The organism is Bacillus sp. Xin1, from assembly GCF_013314535.1.
GTDB lineage: Bacteria > Bacillota > Bacilli > Bacillales > Bacillaceae_G > Bacillus_A.
In genome coordinates, this window is the sequence record NZ_JABUAE010000006.1 from 88,643 (window position 1) to 110,821 (window position 22,179).

21 protein-coding genes and 1 pseudogene are annotated in these 22,179 nt (G+C 39.0%); 2 read left to right on the plus strand and 20 right to left on the minus strand.

Translation table 11 applies throughout. The annotated features are described in order from the left end of the window. Positions 1-29: 29 nt before the first annotated feature. From spoIIQ to HRG09_RS08860, 5 genes and pseudogenes are all read right to left on the minus strand, one after another. The gene (spoIIQ, locus tag HRG09_RS08840) at positions 30-1,001 is read right to left on the minus strand and encodes a stage II sporulation protein SpoIIQ (protein WP_174100449.1); all 972 of its coding nucleotides are present in this window, start codon (positions 999-1,001) and stop codon (positions 30-32) included. A 162-nt stretch (positions 1,002-1,163) separates the two neighbouring features. Beyond that, the gene (locus HRG09_RS08845) at positions 1,164-1,871 is read right to left on the minus strand and encodes an ABC transporter permease (protein WP_174100450.1); all 708 of its coding nucleotides are present in this window, start codon (positions 1,869-1,871) and stop codon (positions 1,164-1,166) included. Further along, positions 1,871-2,713 carry an ABC transporter ATP-binding protein gene (locus HRG09_RS08850; RefSeq protein WP_174100451.1) on the minus strand — a complete coding sequence of 281 codons (843 nt, stop codon included), beginning with the start codon at positions 2,711-2,713 and terminating at the stop codon, positions 1,871-1,873. The genes HRG09_RS08845 and HRG09_RS08850 overlap by 1 nt, the downstream gene beginning before the upstream one ends. A gap of 189 nt (positions 2,714-2,902) precedes the next feature. Further along, a complete protein-coding gene (locus HRG09_RS08855) occupies positions 2,903-3,910 on the minus strand; it encodes a LytTR family transcriptional regulator DNA-binding domain-containing protein (protein ID WP_174100452.1) in 1,008 nt (335 codons plus the stop codon). Between the two features lie 169 nt (positions 3,911-4,079). After that, positions 4,080-4,547: pseudogene (locus tag HRG09_RS08860) on the minus strand (AMP-binding enzyme); the annotation flags it as partial. Between the two features lie 309 nt (positions 4,548-4,856). Between HRG09_RS08860 and HRG09_RS29510 the strand changes: the two are divergent. After that, positions 4,857-5,045 carry a hypothetical protein gene (locus HRG09_RS29510; RefSeq protein ID WP_309232061.1) on the plus strand — a complete coding sequence of 63 codons (189 nt, stop codon included), beginning with the start codon at positions 4,857-4,859 and terminating at the stop codon, positions 5,043-5,045. Positions 5,046-5,191: 146 nt separating this feature from the next. Here HRG09_RS29510 and spoIID read toward each other — a convergent pair whose 3' ends face one another. From spoIID to HRG09_RS08935, 15 genes are all read right to left on the minus strand, one after another. After that, positions 5,192-6,205, minus strand: coding sequence for a stage II sporulation protein D (gene spoIID / locus HRG09_RS08865; protein WP_174100453.1), 1,014 nt, complete (start codon positions 6,203-6,205; stop codon positions 5,192-5,194). A 202-nt stretch (positions 6,206-6,407) separates the two neighbouring features. Further along, complete coding sequence (murA, locus tag HRG09_RS08870; protein ID WP_017153532.1) at positions 6,408-7,712, minus strand: UDP-N-acetylglucosamine 1-carboxyvinyltransferase; 1,305 nt, start codon at positions 7,710-7,712, stop codon at positions 6,408-6,410. Positions 7,713-7,747: 35 nt separating this feature from the next. Further along, positions 7,748-8,455 (minus strand): YwmB family TATA-box binding protein, encoded by a 708-nt coding sequence (locus HRG09_RS08875; RefSeq protein WP_174100454.1) that lies wholly within the window; start codon positions 8,453-8,455, stop codon positions 7,748-7,750. Between the two features lie 52 nt (positions 8,456-8,507). Then, positions 8,508-8,744, minus strand: a complete 237-nt coding sequence (locus HRG09_RS08880; protein ID WP_003202077.1) for a DUF1146 family protein — start codon at positions 8,742-8,744, stop codon at positions 8,508-8,510. Positions 8,745-8,962: 218 nt separating this feature from the next. Beyond that, a complete protein-coding gene (gene nuoN, locus HRG09_RS08885; protein ID WP_302480766.1) occupies positions 8,963-10,477 on the minus strand; it encodes an NADH-quinone oxidoreductase subunit NuoN in 1,515 nt (504 codons plus the stop codon). Between the two features lie 7 nt (positions 10,478-10,484). After that, positions 10,485-11,987: an NADH-quinone oxidoreductase subunit M gene (locus HRG09_RS08890; RefSeq protein ID WP_174100456.1), complete on the minus strand. Its 1,503-nt coding sequence runs from the start codon at positions 11,985-11,987 to the stop codon at positions 10,485-10,487. Further along, entirely contained in the window at positions 11,984-13,846 is a 1,863-nt protein-coding gene (gene nuoL / locus HRG09_RS08895) for an NADH-quinone oxidoreductase subunit L (protein ID WP_174100457.1), read from the minus strand. The genes HRG09_RS08890 and nuoL overlap by 4 nt, the downstream gene beginning before the upstream one ends. A 27-nt stretch (positions 13,847-13,873) precedes the next feature. Then, positions 13,874-14,188 carry an NADH-quinone oxidoreductase subunit NuoK gene (nuoK, locus tag HRG09_RS08900; protein ID WP_174100458.1) on the minus strand — a complete coding sequence of 105 codons (315 nt, stop codon included), beginning with the start codon at positions 14,186-14,188 and terminating at the stop codon, positions 13,874-13,876. Beyond that, positions 14,181-14,705 carry an NADH-quinone oxidoreductase subunit J gene (locus HRG09_RS08905; RefSeq protein ID WP_174100459.1) on the minus strand — a complete coding sequence of 175 codons (525 nt, stop codon included), beginning with the start codon at positions 14,703-14,705 and terminating at the stop codon, positions 14,181-14,183. Before HRG09_RS08905 ends, nuoK begins: the two co-directional genes overlap by 8 nt. Beyond that, positions 14,702-15,121, minus strand: coding sequence for an NADH-quinone oxidoreductase subunit NuoI (nuoI, locus tag HRG09_RS08910; protein ID WP_017153540.1), 420 nt, complete (start codon positions 15,119-15,121; stop codon positions 14,702-14,704). The genes HRG09_RS08905 and nuoI overlap by 4 nt, the downstream gene beginning before the upstream one ends. Before the next feature lie 25 nt (positions 15,122-15,146). After that, a complete protein-coding gene (gene nuoH, locus HRG09_RS08915) occupies positions 15,147-16,148 on the minus strand; it encodes an NADH-quinone oxidoreductase subunit NuoH (protein WP_174100514.1) in 1,002 nt (333 codons plus the stop codon). Continuing rightward, the gene (nuoD, locus tag HRG09_RS08920; RefSeq protein WP_174100460.1) at positions 16,148-17,248 is read right to left on the minus strand and encodes an NADH-quinone oxidoreductase subunit NuoD; all 1,101 of its coding nucleotides are present in this window, start codon (positions 17,246-17,248) and stop codon (positions 16,148-16,150) included. The genes nuoH and nuoD overlap by 1 nt, the downstream gene beginning before the upstream one ends. Before the next feature lie 4 nt (positions 17,249-17,252). After that, positions 17,253-18,206, minus strand: a complete 954-nt coding sequence (locus tag HRG09_RS08925) for an NADH-quinone oxidoreductase subunit C (RefSeq protein WP_174100461.1) — start codon at positions 18,204-18,206, stop codon at positions 17,253-17,255. Beyond that, positions 18,203-18,721 carry an NADH-quinone oxidoreductase subunit NuoB gene (nuoB, locus tag HRG09_RS08930; protein ID WP_017153544.1) on the minus strand — a complete coding sequence of 173 codons (519 nt, stop codon included), beginning with the start codon at positions 18,719-18,721 and terminating at the stop codon, positions 18,203-18,205. Before nuoB ends, HRG09_RS08925 begins: the two co-directional genes overlap by 4 nt. Continuing rightward, positions 18,712-19,080, minus strand: coding sequence for an NADH-quinone oxidoreductase subunit A (locus HRG09_RS08935; RefSeq protein WP_174100462.1), 369 nt, complete (start codon positions 19,078-19,080; stop codon positions 18,712-18,714). Before HRG09_RS08935 ends, nuoB begins: the two co-directional genes overlap by 10 nt. An 878-nt stretch (positions 19,081-19,958) precedes the next feature. Between HRG09_RS08935 and HRG09_RS08940 the strand changes: the two genes are divergently transcribed. After that, on the plus strand, positions 19,959-22,172 hold the full coding sequence (locus HRG09_RS08940; RefSeq protein ID WP_217447977.1) for a putative bifunctional diguanylate cyclase/phosphodiesterase: 2,214 nt from the start codon (positions 19,959-19,961) through the stop codon (positions 22,170-22,172). The last annotated feature ends 7 nt before the right edge of the window (positions 22,173-22,179 follow it).

The window sequence follows — 22,179 nt, forward strand, 5'->3', positions numbered from 1 at the left end:
CCCTAGTGAGAACTGATTTTTTCATTTTATTATTCTTGTGTAGAAGAAGAGTTGCTAGATGATTCCGTAGAACCATTTGTTGATTTCTCTTCTTTTTTCCCTTTTTCGTCAGCTGAGCTATTTGTTGACTTTTCTTCTTTTTGCTGTTTGTCATCAGCTGAGCTATTTGTTGACTTCTCTTCTTTTTGCTGCTTTTCATCAGCTGAACCACTTGTTGACTTCTCTTCTTTTTGTCCTTTTTCGTCAGCTGAAGTTGATTTTTCTTCCGTTTTACCATTTGTTGCTTTTTCATCAACAGAGCCATTTGTCGCTTTCGCTGCTCCTGCCTCTGCTTTTACATCTGTTGCAAGTTTGTTAAGGTAACGCTCTGGATTAACAGCTACATTATCTTTACGTACTTCAAAGTGTACATGGGAACCTGCTTCCTTATTCATTGCGCTTAAACCGGATTTTCCTAATACTTCACCTTGTGCAACCTTTGCACCTTTTTCTACTTTTACACTGCCTAAGCTTTGATAAGTTGTTGCAAGACCATTTCCGTTATCAACTGTTATAACATAACCGAGAAGCGAATCTTTTTCCGCTTTTGTTACTGTACCGCTTAAAGCAGCTGTAACATCGAATTCCTTCCCGTTTTTCGCAGCAATATCAATTCCTTTGTTAGGAGAATATGTGTTGTTATAAAAGACAAGTGCTTGTTCTTGCTCCTCCTCTGTTGCTGCATCCTCATAAAACTTCTTATTCACAACAACATCTACATTCTTTGCAACTGGCATTTTCACAACTTCTGAAGATTTTGTTACAGGTACTGCTGGATTGTCCGTTTGACCGTACGGCGTTGCTTGCTCTTTATTAGGCGCTTTCTTTGGATTCGCTGCCTGGAACCATAGAGCAACTGACAAGATTACTGCTGCACATGCAATATATAGTGCAGGAAATACCCACCGTTTTTGAAATAAATGAACTACCTTCCGCGACTTTTTATTATTCCTTCCTCGCATTCTATCATCACCTCAGCAATCATTTTGAACAATATTCATTCATCCTATACAACCTGTAACTAATTACTTTTCGACAAAATCTGTAAAAATATGTATAGGATTTTAAAAATTTCCGAGGAAATGATAGAAAAAAGAAAAAACTGAGCGGATTGGCTCAGTTTTTTAGTCTAGTTGTTTCTTTTTGTAGACGAAGAGGCAAACAATAATTGAAATGACTAACCAAATAGAGACATTGATTAGATCTGCCGCAATTGCAGAGAAGCCTTTCCCCTCTACAATACTTACGAACGCTTCAAAAATATGATTAGTCGGTAAATACGATAGTATGTTTTTCAAAATGTCATTTTTTATAACATTACTTAAAACTGGAGTCATGAGCAAAACCATTGCAACCGGTGATGCAATAACAGAAACTTGCACTAAATTTTTAGCTAAAAGAGCAATAATTGTCCCAAATATGATAAACACTAATGTTCCTAATAACATTAACAGAAACATGAACAACATATTCCCTTGTAAAACATCTAATATAAATAAATTAAGAAAACTTATAGCAAACGTTAAAACAATGATTGGTAGTGCTTTTCCAATAATGATTTCAAATGGAGAGGCAGGAGATAGCATAAGCACTCGTAACGTATGTTTCTCCTTCTCTTCCGCAATAAGAGTTGCCTGTGAGATTGTTGTAACCATACATAATATCATGACGATTACAAAGCCTCCCATAAACTCCTTCCCTTGTCCCATTTGCTTATAAAACAACGCCAATCCAAGTGGTAAAATCGCCATTAATAATATTTGTGCGTTATTCTTCAAATCCTGTATCTCTTTCCGTAAAATCGCCGATACACGTCTCATTGAAAATGTCATTATAATCCCCTCCCAGTTACTTCAATAAAGATATCCCCTAAAGTTGGCTCATGCGAATGAATGGATAAAAGCTCACCTTTTCTCATCCATTCTGAAATCCGTTTTGCTCCTAACTCATCTTTTTGCACTGTTTCTTTTTTCTTATTTGTTAAAACTACTTCAATTTTGTCTTTCGCATATTGAAGTCTTAAGTTCTCCGGTGTATCAAGCGCCACAATTTCTCCGCCGCATAAGAAAGCAATACGGTCACAAAGCGTCTCTGCTTCATCCATGTTGTGCGTCGTTAAGAAAATAGTTGTTCCTTCTCTATTTAAGTCTTTTAAGATGTTATGAATGTTTTGGACGTTTACTGGATCAAGCGCTGATGTTGGTTCATCTAAGAAGAGGATATCTGGTTTATGCAGAATTGCTCGTGCTAGTGTAACGCGCTGCTTCATCCCTTTTGATAATTTCTTAACTGGTGTTTTTTTATCCTCTAATAAATTCACTTGCGATAGCACTTCATCAATTCGTTCTTTTGGACAATCGTATAAATCGCAAAATAATAGTAAGTTATCATAAATGCTAAGCCTTTCATATAAGCCGCTGTTATCTGTTAAAATACCGATTCGTTTATAATCAATGCTGCCTGGTCCTATAATATCTTTTCCTAGTACCCTTACTCTTCCCACACTATGAAGCAATTGGGAAGTTAAAATTTTCACTGTTGTTGTTTTTCCTGATCCACTTGGACCAAGAAACCCGAAGATCTCTCCTTGCTTCACTTCAATATTTACATTTCGAAGCGCTGTTTTTTCATGAAAGGTTTTCATTACATCCTTCATTTCAATTGCCAATGTCATTTCGCCATCCCCTTTGTTTTTCTTTTATAGATCATTTCGCTTCAGCAGCTCATTTGCCGGCTCCGCTTGTTATGTTCGCTTTTCTTGACCTAATCATATGAAAAACAAAGAAGTTACGCAGTAAAATACCGGTAAAAGGAGTATTATTACCGGTGAATGAATCTTATTTTCAGCTGGGTGGAGTATCATTTATAGCCCAATCACACCTTTTAATTCATCCATTCGACCTTTCGAAAGTGGAATGGAACTTTTTCGTTCATCATCCAAAATTAAGCTAAAGCTATTACGAGTCCAGGTGATTACTTCTCGTACTCGCTGTAAGTTAACAAGGTAAGAACGATGACATCTGAAGAATCCGAATCCTTTTAACCTTTCTTCTAACTCACTTAATGTTAACGCGCATACAAAGTCTCCTTCGCGAACATGAATATGCGTCGTCCCATTTTGCGTTTCAATAAAATGAATTTCCATTGGATCAAGCAAAATGATTTTATCGTTCACTTTCGCCGGAATTCTTTCAAGCTTCATTTGCGGAATCATTTGAACGACGTTTTCTGAATCTATCTCTTCCTCTTCTTCCTGCTCGATTTCTACTTTTTTAACGCCATCTGGATTTAATATATACACATCTTCCGTTAAAGAAAGTGCATCTGATAAAAAGGATGATGTAATAAAGATGGCCTTTCCGTGTTCTTTCATTTTCATAATTGCTTTTCGAATGATAATCGTGCTCTCTATATCTACATTTTGTTCTGGCTCTTCCAAAATAATTAAATCTGGATTATGAATCATGACCCGACCAATATGAAGACGGCGTTTTTCAGAAAAGGATAGCTTTTCGATTTTAACGCTCATTTTATCTAGTAAACCAACATACTGGACAATTTCTTCTATGCTAATATTCGAGTCATACAATCCGGATAAAAAAGCGAAATATTCTTTCACTTTCAAGCGATTGTACGCTTCATCTTTTAAAAAGCAAAAACCAATACGCGAGTAAACTTGCTTTTGAATCGGCTCCCCATCAAATAAGACGCTTCCTGTCGACGCCTCTTCTTCACCGATTATAATGCGGTGCAAAATTTTCGCCGTATGATTGTTACATTGCAGCACAACACATTGCCCTTTTTCAATTTCAAGCTGAATCGCCTGCAACTGATTCGTTTTACCCAATTGTTTTAGCTCCAGTAACGCCATGTTTTCTCCCCCGAATTGTTTTTATCTTATTATATCAAACGATTAATGGAAAATTATGATATTTTTTCCGAAAATAAAAAGGAGCTAATTTAGCCCCTTTTTGATTGATTTGTATGATGTATTTTATCGAAGCGTCGATATATTGCCCTAAACGAGCAGCATACAACTATTACTTCTGCTTCACCAAATAACTCTTCAGCTGATCACGAAGCGCTCTTTTTAAGAATTTCCCAACAGATGTTTTCGGGATTTCTTCGACAAATAAGATGTCATCCGGCATCCACCATTTCGGGAACTGACCTTCTAATAATGCATAGAGCTCTTCTTGTTCTACTGTTTGTCCTTCTTTTAAAACAACGCAAGCAACAGGGCGTTCTTGCCATTTTTCATGTGGAATGGCAACGACAGCTGCTTCTAGTACTTTATCATGTGCCATTAAAGCATTTTCTAAATCAACGGAGGAAATCCATTCGCCGCCGCTTTTAATTAAGTCTTTCGTCCGGTCAGCAATTTTAATAAACCCTTCAGGATCGACCGTGACAATATCTCCAGTATGGAGCCAACCGTCTTTCATCGATTCTTCTGTACGTTCGTCTTTATAATAACTACCAGCAATCCATGGTCCGCGTAGGCACAACTAGACAAAAGCCGGTAACATTTCTTTTGTTTTCTACAAAAAATGACATCTTATTATCTAACTTTCTTCCCTTCAAAAAACAAGGAGATATCCAAAAGTAGCTGAATAGCTACTTTTGGATATCTCCCTCTTTCGACTTGAACTACCTTAATAATTGTGTATTAAAATCCTAATCTCCTCTACTATACGTAAACACATCCTATAAAGTGAAACTGAAGCTAAGTTTTAAAATCCATTCTGCTTTATAGAACGCATCCACAAGCAATATTTTACCACATGAATTATTTATTACTTAATTTATAATTCATTATGCAAAATTGCATTTTAAAACACATTGATAAAATCGAAAGCGCTTACTATAATCAAAGTATCAAGATTTTAGATATTTTAATATTCCAACAAACAGGAGGTAATCGTATGGAAATCGCAATGGCTGTATTAAAATTTATCGGTGGCGTAATCCCATTAGTACAAGAACTTTTAAAAGCACTAATGTAGTTTAATGACCCTGCAATTATTTTAATATTTATCATACAAATAATCTGCATATCAAAGTATTTTTGATATGCAGGTTATTTGTATGAACAAAATTCAGTAAAGAAAAAAGTCCATCTAGTATGATGGACTTGGTACTACGTCTTATTTTAGTTCCTCGCCATTAACTTTCCTTCATAGTCGTTTAGCGTCTTAATTTCGATACCTTTATAGTAATGAGCAACAATATCTGTATACCCTTTCCCCTCTTTCGCCATTCCATTGGCACCATACTGACTCATGCCAACGCCATGACCGAAACCTTTCGTTGTAACAACAATATTCTGCCCTTGTTGTTTCCACGTAAAGTCTGAAGAACGTAAATCTAATTTTTCCCGCACTTCTTTTCCTGTTAACGTTTTTCCTTGAAACTCTACATCCTTCACCCGTTTTCCTTCTGTACGTTCTTTAATGTTACCGACTTTTCCGTTTTCCAGCACCTTTACGCCAAGACGCTTTTGAAAATCAGCTACAGTAAAAGTTTGCTCACTCGCAAATTTCGGAGAAGCTTGATCCCAAGGACTGTCTACACTTTTCAAATATGGTAAGTCCTTTCCCCAGTAGTCTGCAGCGTTTTCCGTATAACCATTGCTTGTTGAGAAGAACTGCGCCGTAATTGGATTCCCTTCGTACGTTAAAACTTGTCCGGCTGTTTTAGACACAGCCTCTTCAATCTTCTTCAAATTCTTCTCATAACCCTTGCCCCATGTCTTCTTCAACTCTTCTTTACTTTTATACACTTGATCACGAACCGTATCTGTCACATCTGCATTATTTTTCTTACTTCCGCTTAACATACGCTGCACAATAAATGTCCTCGCCGCCAATGCCTGCGCCTTTAATGCTTCTACTTCAAAGCTCGCATTCATCTCAGAGGCTACTACACCTGTAACATACTCTTCCATCGGCATTGTTTCTATCTTCTTTTGCTGACTACGATATACAGCAACTTGCACAGCGGTATGTACCTTTTTAGGAGCTGGCACATTTTGCACGGCTGGAGGATTTTTGGGCGGCTGACCGACCTTCTCTTTCGCATACGGAATAACAAGTACGGTCGGTACAATAATGACGAGCGCCACTAAGAGCGCCATTGTAATGAAAAGTGGCTTTGATATTTTCATCTTTTTCCCCCGATATGAAATTAGACTCATTTCATTCTTATGGAGAATAGGGAGCTTTTAGAACAAACACGGGGACCTCTTCTCAAACAAATGAATTTTCCAAATATTTTTGAAGAAATAGGCATAAGTCACGAATTTTTTGACTATAACAGTAATAGAAAAAAAATCGCCCCTATGTCCAAAGACATAGAGACGATTTCAATTAAGCGTGAAGATCAGAAATTTGTTGTTCTTTCACTTCTTCTACTTTTTCGTTTACACGTTCAATTGTTGCACCTAATGCAGCTAGTTTCTCATGGAAGTTTACATATCCACGATCAAGGTGTTTTAATTCTGTTACACGTGTGTAACCGTCTGATACTAAACCAGCTAGAATTAATGCTGCTGCAGCACGTAAGTCAGTCGCTGCTACTTCTGCACCTTGTAAGTTATTAGGTCCATTCATAATAACAGAACGGCCTTCAATTTTGATGTCTGCGTTCATACGACGGAATTCTTCAACATGCATGAAGCGGTTTTCAAATACCGTTTCTGTAATCATGCTCGTTCCATCAGCATGTAATAACAATGCCATCATTTGTGATTGCATGTCTGTTGGGAAACCAGGATGAGGCATTGTTTTAATATCAACGGCTTTTAGTTTACTTGGGCCGATAACACGTACACCTTCATTTTCCTCGATAACCTTAACACCCATTTCCTCCATCTTCGCTGTAATAGAGCGTAAATGTTCTGGTACAGCATTTTCAATTAAGATGTCTCCACCAGTAATTGCTGCTGCAACCATAAATGTTCCTGCTTCAATACGGTCAGGAATAATAGAATGGTGTGCACCATATAATTTATCAACGCCTTCAATACGAATCGTTCCAGTTCCAGCTCCGCGTACTTTTGCTCCCATTGCATTTAAGAAGTTAGCTAAGTCAACGATTTCTGGCTCTTTCGCTGCGTTTTCAAGGATTGTTGTCCCTTTTGCTAATGTAGCAGCAGACATAATGTTTTCTGTTGCACCTACGCTTGGGAAGTCTAAGTAAATTTTCGCGCCTTGCAATTGTCCATCTACATAAGCTTCAACAAATCCATTACCAACTTTTACTTTCGCTCCCATTGCTTCAAAGCCTTTTAAATGTTGGTCAATTGGACGTGAACCAATTGCACATCCACCAGGAAGTGCAATACGAGCACGGCCATTACGTGCTAATAGTGGTCCCATTACTTGAACGGACGCACGCATTTTTCGTACATATTCAAATGGTGCTTCAATATTTAAATCCTTTGAAGCATCGATTGTTACTTGGTTATTTTCAAATACGACTTCAGCATTTAAATGACGTAATACCTCATTAATTGTGTATACATCAGACAAAACTGGTACTTCAGATAGTACATTCTTTCCATCACTCGCTAATAGGGCTGCAGCGATTATTGGTAATACAGCATTTTTCGCGCCCTCAACACGCACTGTGCCGTTCAACCGCTTTCCGCCACGGACGATGATTTTTTCCAATTTATTCCCCTCCGTGTCCTTTTTTCAATATCTATTCAATACTCAGAAGTTATGATCGGTGTGCCAACCACAATTGTATCTTTGTTGTCTGTAGAACGTATTGCTATTTGCACATTGATTTTCTCTCTATTTGTTGAAAGAGCGTCATTCCACTTTTTATTATATGCCGAGACTGACACAAATGCTCTTTCTTCTATCTCTTCGATCGCTCTTGCTGAAAGATCTTTCAAAACCTGATTGGTTTTATTTTGCAAAACACCTTCAATCTTATCATTCAGTACACCTTGAACACAAGTGTAAATTTTAGGTTTTGTACTAAAAATTTTATCCATTTTTTGAATATTTTTAGGGTCCCATTTTGACCCACTTACTTCAAAGATAATAAAAGTGTTTTCTTTAGTATTTTTCTTACTCCAAGTTACTACTATTCGTTCTTCATGGGAAGAAAATTTTTTGTATGCTGTTGCTTTATATCCGTCATGAGATTGTTCTAATTCCCATTTCTGAACATTCGCTTTTTCTTTCACTTCATTTAGCAATTTTTGAAACGTATGTATAGTAGGAATGGTTTTGGTTTCTCGTGCTAACCATGACCACCGCTCTATCTCTGTTCCATTTTTTTCAAGAGCCGCGATCATACTCTCCATCTTCTCTTCGTCACTTACGGGCTTTATCTGTTTATACCCGACCAAGAATACGACAATACTTACGACAACAATAAGAATTGTTTTCAAACTTTTCAAGTTTCATCCCCTCCTATCCCCATTGTTAACGGAGATATGAGGTTCTATACACTTACTTTACTAAATACGTTAAACTCTTCGAATACCCTAAATAATCAAGGAAAAAGTTGCTGACAGATGTCCCGATTGCAATCGTAACCAGAATGAGCAAAATTCTCGTCTGCAATACCTTCCCAGATTTCATCAGGCGTTCGATATGGATACCTTGTAAGGCCCACCACGTAATGGTAATAAACAATAAATGCGAGACAATCGCAATCAGTGCTTGTTGCCCTAAAAGTTGCGCCAAAAAAATCGACTCCTTTTGTTTGGCTTACCATCACTTAGGATGCAAAACGATCCCATATAAATGGAAACCACACTTTTCCACGCCTAAAATAGGCGGTATAAAGTTCTCCCTTCGAAAGAAGCTGAAGAAGGGGGCACTACCGCGGAAACATCTCTGTCTTACTAGATCTGCTCCACAATAAAAAGCGTAGAGCAGTGACCCTACACTTTTTATTTTCACTATTGTACCACGTTCCCCGTAAAGAAGAAATCTTTCATGAGTGGAAAATATTCATAAAAGAAATTGTAGCCGATCGCCGGCAAAATCCCGAGTAATACGATTGCAATTGCACAAAAACTAATAACAACTTTCAAATTCATTGGTACGTATACCTGATCTTCTTCACTGCTCTTTCGAAAGAACATTTGCTGCAAAATACGGAAATAATATACAAATGAGATAACGGTTGTGCCCATCATGATTGATGCTAGCACGTAATGAGCTGGACTAGCTGTAAAGGCACTTAAAAAAATGTTAACCTTTCCGATAAAACCAGCGGTCCCTGGAATTCCCGCTAGAGATAGAATAAAAATGGTCATCGCCGCCGAGACGAACGGAGAGCGTTTGTATAAACCAGAGAAAATTGTTATATTTTCCTTTCCACTTTGTAAGATTAATCCGTGGATAACTGCAAAAGCTCCTATATTCATCAGCACGTATGCCAACATATAAAACCACATACTATCCATCGTAAATGGCGATAACGCTACAAGTGGAACGAGTAAATATCCAGCATGCGCTATGCCAGAATAGGCAAACAAACGCTTCACACTGTGTTGCTTTAACGCCACAACATTACCGATAATCATTGTAATTCCAGCTAAAATCGCAATATATACGCTCATATTACTAAATACGGATTGCTCACTTCCATGAATCGGTATACCACCGAATACCATAAGGAACAATCTTATCATCATAATAAATCCAGCGATTTTAGAGATTGTCCCGAGGAAAGCCGTGACAGGTGTCGCGGCACCCTCATATACATCTGGCGCCCACATATGAAACGGAACTGTCGCAATTTTAAAGGATAAACCAACAAACAGAAGCAAGAAAGCAAGTGATACTAAAAGCCCGATGCTTCCATCTACACCTTGCATCAAAACTTCCTGCATCGTAATTATATTAGTCGTACCCGTAATCCCATATAAATAGCTCATTCCAAAAAGCGTAATGGCCGTTCCAATTCCGCCATTAATGACATATTTCATCGCCGCTTCATTCGAAGCACGATTTTTCTTTCGAATCCCTACTAAAATGTACGAAGACAGTGATAACAACTCTAAGCCAATAAAGAGCGTAATAAAATCGACGCTAGACGCCATGAACATCGCCCCGAGAACTGCCATTAAAAATAAGTAATAGTACTCTCCTTTATCTTGAATCGGCTCTTTTTTATCATCGCTCATCGCCATACATAAAACGAGAACAGCTCCAATTAATAGCAACGTTTTAAATCCTTTTGAAAATCCGTCTAATACAAACGAACCGCTTAAAATATCACCAGCTGGTTCACTATATAGTGTAATTAACGCGATAAGTGATAGCACCGTACTACCAATCGCACCAATCCCTAAATACTTACGATCAAACTTCAGAAATAAATCCAGAAGCGAGAGAAGGATGGCCGCCCCAAGAATGATAAACTCCGGTACCATAAGATGCCAAGATAAGCTAAGTAATGTATTCATATCCATCCTATCTCACCCCCAGTATTTTCACTGTGTATTGTAGTGGCGCTCCTAAGAGTTCTGGCATAACACCGATTGCGATAATACACGTTAGTAAGAGTATGACCGGAACGTATTCCCAGCCGCGGACATCCGGCTTTGTTTCCAATTCCTTCTTTCCAAATGTCACTTGAAGCGTTGCTCTTAAGACATATACCGCGGTTAAAATGATACCGAGTGCACCAACTACTGCGATGATCGGCTCCCGTTGAAATAGTCCAAGGAAGGCAAGAAATTCACTAACAAACCCAGACATTCCTGGGAGGCCAAGTGAAGCCATACCTCCCGCTAATAAGAAGCCGCTTAACACCGGAACTTGTTTGGCGAGGCCACCGAGCTTCGTAATATCAGAAGTGTCGAAGCGCCGCTCAATCATACCGAGCAGGAAGAAGAGTAACGCCGCAATTAGGCCGTGGGATACGACTTGAAATAGTGCTCCCTTTATGCCGGGAGCGTTAAGTGCTGCAAGTCCCATTAGCACGATTCCCATATGCGAAATACTTGAGTAAGCAAGTACCTTTCGGAAATCCGTTTGAATCATCGCTAGGAAAGCACCGTACAGTAAATTGATTACTCCTAAAATTGCCATAAACGTTGCAAAGTCGTGAAACTGCTCCGGGAATAGCCCTTTTCCAAAGCGGACGATGCCGTATGCCCCGATTTTGAGCAGAACACCTGCATGGAGCATTACCACCGCAGGATGGGCCTCAACATGCACATTTACCATCCAGCGATGCAAAGGGAATACCGGTAGCTTTATAGCAAAGGCAATCATAAGGGCAATGAATAATCCAATTTGCAATGAATTTGAAATATCGCCTAGGAGCGATGTTTCCGCCCCAGTCAAAATATCTTTTAACGCTGTAATATTTGTTGTACCTGTTTTTGCAAAGAGGATAGAGAAAACGATAAGTAAAATCGCCGATCCAATTCCGTTATAAATCAAATAACTATAGGAAGCTTTTTCACTGTTCAATTTCCCCCACTTTCCGATCAGCAAGAACATCGGTGGTAATGTAATTTCAAAGAAGACAAAGAATAGAAGTAAATTTTCTGCTGCAAAGACACCGAGCATCCCAATCTCAAGTGTTAATAAAAGCATGTAAAAACCTTTTATATTCTTTTGAATGGAGAAGGCAGCAATCGCCGCAAGTGTTGCTAAAAGTGCCGTCAGTATCATCATGACAAGGGAGAAACCATCGATGCCAAGCTCGTAATAAATAGAAAACAACTTTTCATCTACGTTCAAAAAACTTCCAAATTGAATCCATTTCACCTTTTCAGCAAAGATTGTTAAGCTCTTTCCGGAAGCATATGTACCAGCTAAAACAATCGCGATGCCAAGCGGCAGAATTGTTCCGAACAAACCGAGGCCCCGCACTGCACGCACTTCCGTTTTCGGTGTGAACATAAGTAAGAGAATCCCGAGAAGCGGGGAGAAAATGAAGAACGATAATAAGAATGCATTCATTGCCAATACCCCCCTGTATATAACAGAATGACAACTAATGCTGCCAAAGAAACAGCCACCGCAGTTCCGTATACTTGTACGTTTCCGTTTTGAAGTTTAGAACCAGCAGCACTTGCTCCCCTCACAATACCTGCGATTAACTGGGCAATTCCTTCCACAATATATACTTCACATAAACGAAGCACATAAGCGATTCCTTTTACGAGCGGGAGCACAGTCACATTATATATTTCATCTACATAATATTTTTCCTTTAAGAGGCTATATAAGACTGTTTCTCTTCCGCCAGCCCAGTCTCTAGAGATAGAGCGTTTCCCATAGATGAGATATGCTAAGAAAATGCCTGCAAAGGAAACGAGTGTCGCAACAATCATAATCCACACCGGACCATGACTTTGCTCTACTTGAAACGGGACATCCTTTGTAAGCCAGTCCCCAAGAAATGTTCCAAACCACGGCGTATTGATGTAGCCCGCCAAAACCGCGAAAACACCCAGGACAATCATTGGAAATGTCATGACGCGAGGAGATTCATGCATATCCTCTTCTTTCTTCGCTTCTCCTGTAAAAACGAGAAAGTATAACCGGAACATGTAGAACGCCGTTAGGAATGCCGCAAGAACCGCAAGGACAAACAACACATAATTGCCGTGCATCCACGCCGCCGCCAAAATTTCATCCTTACTAAAAAACCCTGAAAAAAGCGGAACACCACTAATCGCTAGCGTGCCGATTAAGAAGAGTAGCCCCGTCACTTTCATTTTCTTCTGCAATCCGCCCATTTCATTAATGTTTTGCGTATGCACTGCATGAATGACGCTTCCTGCTGCTAAGAAAAGCAATGCTTTAAAGAAAGCATGTGTCGTTAAATGAAAGACGCCAGCCACGTACCCTGCCGAACCAAGCGCGAGCATCATATAACCGAGCTGACTGACTGTTGAATAGGCAAGAACTCTTTTGATATCCGTTTGTACGAGCCCAATGGACGCGGCAAAGATTGCAGTAAAGGCACCGATAACCGCCACTGTTTGCATCGCCACAGGACTTGCTGAAAATAGAGGAAACATCGTTGCCACTAAGTACACGCCTGCTGCAACCATTGTCGCTGCGTGAATAAGTGCCGACACAGGCGTTGGTCCTTCCATCGCATCTGGTAACCATGTATGAAGCGGAAACTGACCTGATTTCCCCATCGCACCAATAAAGATTAAAATTGCCGTGAGTGTAATCATGCCAGGGGATATATCTCCTGTGTGCATTGCCTTAAAAATAGCACTATACTCAAAACTACCAGCCTGCCAGAAGAGTAAGATCATCCCGATAAATAAACCTACATCTCCAATACGCGTCATAATAAACGCCTTTTTCGCAGCAGCCTTCGCTTCTGCTTTAAAGAAATAAAACCCAATTAGTAAAAATGAGCCAAGTCCAACTAATTCCCAAAATATATAGAGCTGTAATAAATTCGTTGAGATGACAAGCCCTAGCATCGCAAATGTAAAGAGCCCTAAATATGCATAAAAGGTGGGCAATCTCTCATCACCATGCATATACCCTTTTGAATACACGTGCACAAGGAAACTAACGAGTGTCACAATAAAAAGCATTAAAGCATTTAATGCGTTAATCTCAAAACCAAACGAAAGATCTATATCTCCAACCCTTAGCCATAACCACTGATGCTTTACGGTTTCTGATGAAAATCGTTCTATTAATACTACCGCGGCACCCACAAAGGAGAGAAATGTAAGGAAGATCCCAAGTAAGCTACTTCCTCCCCTCAACTTTCCTCCAAACATAATGAGCAAAAAAAACGAGGCAAGTGGGAAAAGCGGTATGAGCCATGCATAATCGATCATTGTTTCCTTCCCCCTTTTCGGTCACAATTAACCTTTCAGCGAATCCATTTCATCTACGTTAACTGTTGCACGCTTGCGATATAATGCAATTAAGATTGCAAGTCCAACTGCCGCTTCAGCTGCCGCAACGGACATCGTAAACAGTGAAAAGATTTGTCCTGTTAAATTCGGAAAAAAGCCTAATTTACTAAAAGCGACTAAATTTAAGTTCGCCGCATTTAACATCAGTTCTATACAAACTAGGACAATGACCGTATTCCGCTTTGTCAAAGCCCCAAATAAACCGATGCAAAACAGAATAATGGCAAGAGCTAAGTAGGCGGAAGCTGGGACACTATTCATTGGAATCCCCCTCTTTCTCATCTTTCTTCGCAAGTACAATCGCCCCAACAAGCGCAACAAGTAAAATAACCGACGTTAATTCAAATGGAATAACATATTTCGAATACAAGAGTGTACCAATTTGAAGTGTATTTTGCTCATGAAGTGGTAAACTTCCTTGCACATTTCGATTTGTAAAATCTATATTATTAACAGCAAAGTACATCACTGCGCCAAACGCGACTACTGCGAGAAAGATAATCCATTTCCGAAAACTAAAACTAGATTCATTTTCAGCATCATGTTTCGTTAACATAATGCCAAAAATCATAATAATCGTAATGGCTCCGGAATAAATTAAAATTTGCGCGACCCCAACAAACTCTGCCGATAATAGAAAGTACAATCCCGCTATGCTAAGAAACGTAAACACAAGAGCGAGCATCATGTGCATGACTTTCGTTAAGTTTAGCATCAGAATACCGCCGATAATTGCGGTTAAGGACAATATAAAAAATGCAATCAACTCACCATTCATGCTTTATTCTCCTTTCTGACGTTCTCATCATTTTCATCGAGCCACTGCAAATTTTTAAACAAATCATCACGCGTATACTCCGCTAACTCAAAATTATTTGTCATAACGATTGCCTCAGTTGGACAAACCTCTGTACATAAATCGCAAAGAATACAAATTTCAAAGTTAATATCGTACGTATCAATGATTTTTCCTTTTTTCGTAGGGTCTGGATGCTTCTTCCCAGTTAATTGAATACAGTCAGTGGGGCAAATGTTAGCGCATTGGTTACAAACAATACATTTTTCTGGATAAAATTTTTGAATTCCTCGGAAGCGATCTGGGAGTGGTAATGGTTGATTCGGATAATCGTACGTTACTTTTTTCTTACTTAAGTTGCTAAGTGTATACTTTAATCCTTTAAATAGTCCTTTCATATCTTACGGGCACCCCTCTCATAGATTAGAAGAATAACTCCTTAATCAATGCCGTTAAGAAAATGTTCGCAAGTGCGATTGGCAATAATACCTTCCAGCCAAACTCCATCAGTTGGTCGCCCCTGATACGTGGGAATGTAACGCGGAACCAAATTAAGAGAAAGACTACCGCACTAAATTTTAAGGCAAACCATACAGCGCCAGGAATAAAACCAAGGAATATAACTGGATTCCATCCTCCTAGGAAGAGCACCGTAATGAGCGAAGCCATTCCAAAGAAGTACACGTATTCAGAAAGCATAAAGAACGCCCAGCGAAACCCTGAATATTCCGTATGATATCCGGAGACGAGTTCTGATTCTGCTTCCGGTAAATCAAACGGTGTCCGGTTGAGCTCGGCAACTGCTGCGATTAAGAAAATAACAAAACCGATTGGCTGCGCGAAAATGTACCAAACCTTCTCTTGCGCCGCTACGATCTCATTTAAATTCAGACTGCCAGCTAATAAAACAACGCCAATCACGCTCATCACAAGCGGAATTTCATAGGAAATCATTTGCGCCGCCGCACGCATCCCGCCTAAAAGTGAATATTTATTGTTTGATGCCCATCCCCCGGTCACAACACCAATCGTTGTAATCCCTGATACCGCAATATAGTAAAGAAGTCCTACTCCAATATCCGCAAACTGAAATTTATCCGTAAACGGAATGACCGCGAGTACCATAAAAGCCGGTGCAAATGCAATGATAGGTGCCAATATAAACAGTGGCTTATCTGCAGCCTTCGGAATGCTATCTTCTTTTAATAAAAGCTTTAAAACATCAGCAACTGTTTGCAGTAAACCGAATCTGCCGCCGACCTGGTTGGGACCAATTCGCCCTTGCATAAATCCCATCACTTTTCGCTCTGCTAAAATCCCATATGTAACAAATCCAAGGACGGCAAATAAAAGAAGCACTGCTAGCCCGAAAAAAATGAAAAAATTCGTCCAACTTGCCGCTGACTCTAAGAGGCGCTCTATCATCACCCATCAACCTCCCCAAGTACAATATCAACGCCACCTAAAATCGTAATTAAGTTCGCGATATTTTCCCCCTTCAAAAGCTTTGGTAAAATTTGAAGGTTATAAAAAGATGGTCTGCGGAACTTTAGGCGATACGGCTCTTTCTTCCCTTCACTCGCGATATAACATCCAATCTCTCCGCGCGGCGACTCAATGCGGACAAATGCCTCGCCCTTTGGTGCTTTAATAATCTTCGGTACTTTCGCCAATACTGGCCCTTCTGATGGGAATTGCTCGGCCGCCTGCTCAATAATTTTGAGGGATTCCTCAATTTCCTCCATCCGGCAAACGTAACGGTCCCAAGCATCCCCCACACTTCCTACCGGAACATCAAAATCAAAGCGATCATAAATAGAATATGGTTCATCCTTACGAAGATCCCACTTCACGCCTGTGCAGCGTAAATTTGCTCCGCTTAGTGAATAAGAAAGTGCATCTTCCGCGCTATATATGCCAACACCTTTCACACGATTTAAGAAAATTTCATTTCCACTCACAAGATCGTGATAACCTTTCAATTGCTCTCTCATATACGGAACAAATTCACGAACTTTCTCAATCCAACCATCTGGAGCATCCCACTTTACACCACCTACTCGCATGTAGTTAAACGTTAGCCGTGCACCACAAAGTTCATTTAAAAGATTAATAATCATTTCTCGCTCCCGGAATGCATATAAAAATGGACTAACCGCCCCAATATCAAGAAGATTTGTCCCCCACCAAACGAGGTGACTTGCAACGCGGCCAAGCTCCATCGCAAGTACTCGTAAATATTCAGCTCGCTCTGGAACCTCTAAGTTCATCATTGTCTCAACAGCATGGCAGATGACATAGTTATTTGTCATAGCTGATAAATAGTCCATTCGATCTGTATAAGGGATAATTTGTGTATACTGCAAACTCTCAGCAATTTTCTCTGTTCCGCGATGCAAATAACCAATGACAGGTGTAGCCTCCTTAATAATCTCTCCATCGATTTTAATCACAAGACGAAATACACCATGCGTACTCGGGTGTTGCGGTCCTACATTTAAAAGCATTTCTTCTGTACGGATCATATTCTCACACCCCTTCATCCAGCGGCTCATAATCTTTACGAAGTGGATGACCAACCCAATCATCTGGCATTAAAATACGTGTTAAATTTGGATGGCCTTCAAAAATAACACCAAGCAGATCATACGCTTCTCGCTCCGGCCAGTCCGCACCGCGCCATAACGGTGCAATCGATGCTACCCGCGGCGCCTCCCTATCCATATTCACCTTCACTGCGACAGACTGCTTCTTACCATATGAAAATAAGTGAACATACACTTCCATATGTGTAACAAAGTCCGTCGCATGCAGCTCCGACATATAATCAAAGGCAAGTCCTTCATGACCTCGCAATAATTCCATTACTTCATAGTAGCTTTCCAGCTTAACAACAAGCGTTGGCACATCCTTTGAAAGTTTATTAATATAATAATCTTCTAATGAATGTTCACCCATTTTCTCCTTAATAATCTCTACATAAGCATCCAAATATGGCTGATTCGGTGATGGTTCCTCTTGCTTCGGCTCTTCTTCTTTCTTGTCTACAGCAATTTTTGCCTTGGCAGCAGCTGCTGCCTTTGCTTTCGCCGCTGCGATTGCCTTCGCCTTTTCATCGTCAGCTGGTGCTCCGCCTGCTTTTGCTTTCTGTTTTGCTAACGCTGCCGCCGCCGCTTTTGCCGCTGCAACGGCTTTTGCCTTCGCTTTCGCTTTGTCCTCTTCCGATACCGTCACGCCCTCTGATGCTTTCTGCTTCGCTAACGCTGCTGCTTTTGCTTTGGCTGCCTCTGCGGCGCGGCGTTTTGCTTCCTCTATACTAATCTCACCCTCTTTTGGTAGCGCTTTCTCTTTTTCTTCTTCTTGTACCCCAGTTTCAGACATTTCCCCCTCATGTTTAGCAGCTAACCGTTTCCGTGCTTCTTCTTTCGCATGTCTTGCGGCCGCTTTTTTCATATCTTCTATCTCTTTATTCGGATCACTCATCTATTCGTCACCTGCTTTCCAGTCTTTGCTTCGTAACGAATCTTCTCTTTTAATTTATTAATCCCATAAATTAAAGCAGCCGGGTTCGGGGGACACCCTGGAATGTACACATCTACCGGTACGATTTGGTCCACCCCTTTCACAACAGCGTACGAGTTCACATATGGACCACCTGCCGTTGCACAGGACCCCATCGCAATAACCCATTTCGGTTCTGGCATTTGATCGTATAAACGACGTACAATTGGTGCCATTTTCTTTGTCACTGTTCCTGAAACAATCATGACATCTGATTGCCTCGGTGATGTCCGAAAAAATGATCCAAACCGATCTAAATCATAATGGGATGAACCAACTCCCATCATTTCAATCGCACAACATGCCAGTCCAAATGTCATTGGCCATAAAGAATTACTACGCGCCCATCCCTTCACCTGCTCTAATGTTGTAAAAAAGATGTTCCTCTCTAATTCCGCCCGTTCCTGTGGATGTAACTCTTCGAAATTTATAGCCATTGTAACACCTTCTTTTTCCAAGCATACGCCAAACCAACAAGCAACATAATGACAAAGATTAACATTTCAACAAGCGCGAACAAACCAAGCTTGTCATACGCAACGGCCCACGGATATAAAAATACAGTTTCCACATCAAAAATGACAAACAATAATGCAAAAATATAATAACGAGCATGAAAACGGACATTTGCATCATGATAAGGTTCAATTCCGCTTTCGTACGTCGTTGCCTTCGCTGCACTTGGTTTATGTGGGCGCAGCAACTTTCCTAACGTAAGAGCCACTATCGGCAGCAATATGCCCAATAGTAAAAAGATCCCAACAATCATATAACTATTTTCATATACGTTCGCCACCCTGAAACCCTCCCCCCTAAATTAAGAACAAATTCACTTAGTAAACAATATGACTAAGCTGCATCATTTATTATTTTTAAATTTTTCTAAATAATGCGACTATTAATCCCATTATAGCAAACTTCAAATTCCTATGTCGATATATTGGGAAAAAGAAAAACCAAGTAACATAGGATCAGATCTCCTCTTACATTACTTGGTATACAGTAATTTGAACTAGTTATATTCCTCTTCATTTTTACAATCTGTCATAAATGTGTAAAATAAAATACGGAAACTGCATATGCGTATCAAGCAATTCCTTCAAGAAAATAGAAAAGGACGATTTATACTCGTCTATATCGCGGGTGAATTTAGTGAAAACAAAGAAACAAACACATGTAACTATCCTTATAAGCTCTTTATTATTATATTTTATAATTCACTATATAGCTTTACTCTTTTTTTCCGGATACTCAGTTCCGTTCCAAATCATAACGGGTATTACTACTATTTTTCTCAACATGATGATGAGTAGTTATTTGTTTTACTTTTCATTAAATACAGATAAACAAGCTCATACATTTTGGATGTTATTAACAATCGGTACAATACTTTATAGCATCGGTGATATAATCGTTTTTTATGAACGACTTATTCTAAATGATTATTACACATTTGTTGATCCATCTGATATTTTCTATTTACTATTTGTAATAAGCTTTGTATCTGCCTTTTTATACGAAATGATTCACAACAAAAATATATGGGAGAAGCTTTTCACGCTATGTGACATTTGTATCATTGTGACTGCACAATTCACTTTAAGTTATTACCTTCTCATTGAACAAGCTATCCATATATTCACCTTATCTCTCATCAATATGGTTGTTCAACTTATGTATCCGATGGCAAATTTACTATTTGCATTAATAGGAATTCACTTATTATTTCGGCCGCTATCACTCATTTCAAAACAGGTTGCCACGCTACTTGGAATCTCTCTTATTTTATATGCAGGTACAGATTTTATTTATATGTACATCAAATACTCAGTACCAGAATATTCTATGTTTACGGTCGCACCAATTTATCAAGTTGTACGCATGATGATTACGATTGCATGCGTACTTCACACAAAAAAGACTAAGAAACATGAGCAAGTACTTTTAACACCACAAGCTGGTGAAGCAATCCGTTTATCATTACCATATATATCTGTAATTGTACTTAGTATTTTTATATTGGTAGAGCACGTTTTTGCACCCGTTTTAGTAACCGGATTTATTCTCACATTTTTCTTCTTATTGATTCGTCATATGTTAGTACGAAGACAAAATAAAGTACTATTACTAAAACAGATGCATTTTAATTTAGAACTAGAAAAACAAATCGAATTGCGTACAGAAGATTTAGTAGACCAAAAAAATAAATTGTTTCAAAGCAAGCAAATGTTTAAATCTTTATATGAACATCATCCAGATCCGATTTTCACATTAGATTTATACGGAAATTTTTTAAATGTCAATAATGCCGGAACTACATTGCTTGGCTATCAAACAAATGAGCTATTACTAAAGCCGTGCCATTCTCTTTTTTATGAAAAGGACTCCCAAAAATTAATTGATGCTTTTCGTCATGTAAAACAAGGATATTCTATTTCTTTAGATATACGAGCATACCATAAAAACAGAGACATTTATTATTTACACGTTACAGCTGTTCCTATTGTTTTTAAAGAGGATATTACAGGGATTTATTTAATGATTAAAGACATTACAGAAAGTAAACAACAACAACAGAAAATTAACTTCCTAGCATATCATGATACATTAACTGAACTAGCAAATCGCCGTGCTTTCCAGGAATACCTTGAATCTGCCATTATAAGAGCAAAAAAAGAAAAAGGTTCCTTTGCAGTTATGTTTCTTGACTTAGATCGCTTTAAAATTATAAATGATACCCTTGGACATCGGGTAGGAGACCTTCTCTTAATTGCTGTTGCAAAACGATTGCAACAAATTTCGAAACCAAATATGAAGATCGCACGGCTTGCTGGAGATGAGTTTACACTTCTCATAGAAGACTATGAAGAAGACTATGAAGTACAAAGAATTGCAGATAACATTTTATCGTCGATAAATGAACCATTTGAAATTGAAAATCATCTACTGCAAATTTCACCAAGTATCGGTATCGCTATCTATCCAGAAGATGGTGAAGATGCAATGTCTATTTTGCAGCACGCTGATATGGCGATGTATGAAACAAAACATAAAGGAAAAAATGGTAGCTCTTTTTATACGAAAGAACTATATGAGAAGATGGAGCGAAGAGCTAGAATTGAAAAAGACTTACCGCTTGCTTTAGCAAATCATGAATTCTTTATCGTCTACCAACCACAAATTGATGTCGTCACAAAAAAGATAATTGGTGCAGAGGCGTTAATTCGTTGGCAACATCCGGAACTAGGAATGATCTCTCCGTGCGAGTTCATTCCAATAGCGGAAGAAACGATACAAATGATCCCACTCAGTCACTGGATGTTAAAACAAGCTTGTCAACAACTACAAGCGTGGCATAGATTCGGTTATTGCGATTTAAACATGAGTGTTAATTTATCAGCAAAAGAATTTCAGCAGGATAACTTAATTGCTGTAATTCTAAATATACTGCAAGAAACAAAATTAGAGCCCAAATTCTTAACACTCGAATTAACGGAACGAATTGCAATGATAGATGAAGAAGAAACTTTATTAAAGCTAAGACAATTAAAAGAATACGGAATTCAAACATCAATCGATGACTTTGGCACAGGCTATTCATCACTTGCCTATCTATCTCTTTACCCAATTGATACATTAAAAGTACCAAGAAAATTTACACAAATGGCTGAACATCGTGAAGAAGAAAAAGCGATTGTATCAACGATTCTTTCACTTGCCAATACATTAAAGTTCTCTGTTGTTGCAGAAGGAATTGAAACAAAAGAACAACTCCAATTCTTGCAAAACAATGGTTGTAAATATATGCAAGGCTATTACTTTAGCAAGCCACTAAGCGGGAAACAATTCATGAAATTTTTACAAAAAACACCCAGTATGAACAATTGATTCATAC

Coding starts and splice junctions, on each gene's coding strand:
- spoIIQ (WP_174100449.1), bottom strand. CDS start 1,001: ATGCGAGGAAGGAATAATAAAAAGTCGCGGAAGGTAGTTCATTTATTT.
- HRG09_RS08845 (WP_174100450.1), bottom strand. CDS start 1,871: ATGACATTTTCAATGAGACGTGTATCGGCGATTTTACGGAAAGAGATA.
- HRG09_RS08850 (WP_174100451.1), bottom strand. CDS start 2,713: ATGACATTGGCAATTGAAATGAAGGATGTAATGAAAACCTTTCATGAA.
- HRG09_RS08855 (WP_174100452.1), bottom strand. CDS start 3,910: ATGGCGTTACTGGAGCTAAAACAATTGGGTAAAACGAATCAGTTGCAG.
- HRG09_RS29510 (WP_309232061.1), top strand. CDS start 4,857: ATGCAAAATTGCATTTTAAAACACATTGATAAAATCGAAAGCGCTTAC.
- spoIID (WP_174100453.1), bottom strand. CDS start 6,205: ATGAAAATATCAAAGCCACTTTTCATTACAATGGCGCTCTTAGTGGCG.
- nuoN (WP_302480766.1), bottom strand. CDS start 10,477: ATGAATACATTACTTAGCTTATCTTGGCATCTTATGGTACCGGAGTTT.
- HRG09_RS08890 (WP_174100456.1), bottom strand. CDS start 11,987: ATGAATGCATTCTTATTATCGTTCTTCATTTTCTCCCCGCTTCTCGGG.
- nuoL (WP_174100457.1), bottom strand. CDS start 13,846: ATGATCGATTATGCATGGCTCATACCGCTTTTCCCACTTGCCTCGTTT.
- nuoK (WP_174100458.1), bottom strand. CDS start 14,188: ATGAATAGTGTCCCAGCTTCCGCCTACTTAGCTCTTGCCATTATTCTG.
- HRG09_RS08905 (WP_174100459.1), bottom strand. CDS start 14,705: ATGAATGGTGAGTTGATTGCATTTTTTATATTGTCCTTAACCGCAATT.
- nuoI (WP_017153540.1), bottom strand. CDS start 15,121: ATGAAAGGACTATTTAAAGGATTAAAGTATACACTTAGCAACTTAAGT.
- nuoH (WP_174100514.1), bottom strand. CDS start 16,148: ATGATAGAGCGCCTCTTAGAGTCAGCGGCAAGTTGGACGAATTTTTTC.
- nuoD (WP_174100460.1), bottom strand. CDS start 17,248: ATGATCCGTACAGAAGAAATGCTTTTAAATGTAGGACCGCAACACCCG.
- HRG09_RS08925 (WP_174100461.1), bottom strand. CDS start 18,206: ATGAGTGATCCGAATAAAGAGATAGAAGATATGAAAAAAGCGGCCGCA.
- nuoB (WP_017153544.1), bottom strand. CDS start 18,721: ATGGCTATAAATTTCGAAGAGTTACATCCACAGGAACGGGCGGAATTA.
- HRG09_RS08940 (WP_217447977.1), top strand. CDS start 19,959: ATGTATCCGATGGCAAATTTACTATTTGCATTAATAGGAATTCACTTA.